This is a genomic window from Vibrio sp. 1402 (assembly GCF_033340275.1).
The window spans coordinates 1-582 of the sequence record NZ_JAWOWE010000492.1; the positions used below are offsets into that span (position 1 = coordinate 1).

At 47.4% G+C, this 582-nt stretch carries 1 protein-coding gene; it reads left to right on the forward strand.

Translation table 11 applies throughout. From position 1 onward, the window contains the following. The coding region (locus tag R7044_RS26865; RefSeq protein ID WP_225456186.1) for a hypothetical protein at positions 1-582 on the forward strand (582 nt) is incomplete at both ends.

Consider the following 582-nt stretch of genomic DNA (forward strand, 5'->3'; position numbering starts at 1 on the left):
ATAACCGCGATATTGACACCCAGTTTAACCTTGCAGCAAATAGTTTCGCTGTTGGCGGCACTTTCATCAAATATACGGTGAAAGCAAAGATCAGCGAGAAAGCGGTTGGCCAAATCTTAAACGTGGCGGTTATTGATAACAGTCATAACCTAGTCGCTGAGCCAGCCAACATGCTGCCTTCTGAGGTAAGCAAATCCCATAAAGCGTACACGGATTCGTCTTTATCGAGCGAAAAGCTGACGTACAATCACACGTCTAGTGGTGAAAATATCGTGTACCGTCTGCGCCTCCAAAACAATGGTAAAGGACTGGAGTACAACAAATCACTGCAAGAGTTATTCTCTAGCATCAAAGTCCGAGTGGCACAAAATGCGGCTGGAGAATCAGATGCACAGAGTTTACCTGCGTTTGCTGCGCACGGATGGGAAGTGAGCGTGAACACTTCTGGTGAAGCAACGACGGATATCGGCGGCTTTGTTGGTGGTGCAAATGCGGATATCGATATTCCAGTTCTATCCATTGCGCCGGGCGGTTGGATTGAGTTTGTGATGAAGTCACGTATTCGTCCAGACGCTTTGGATC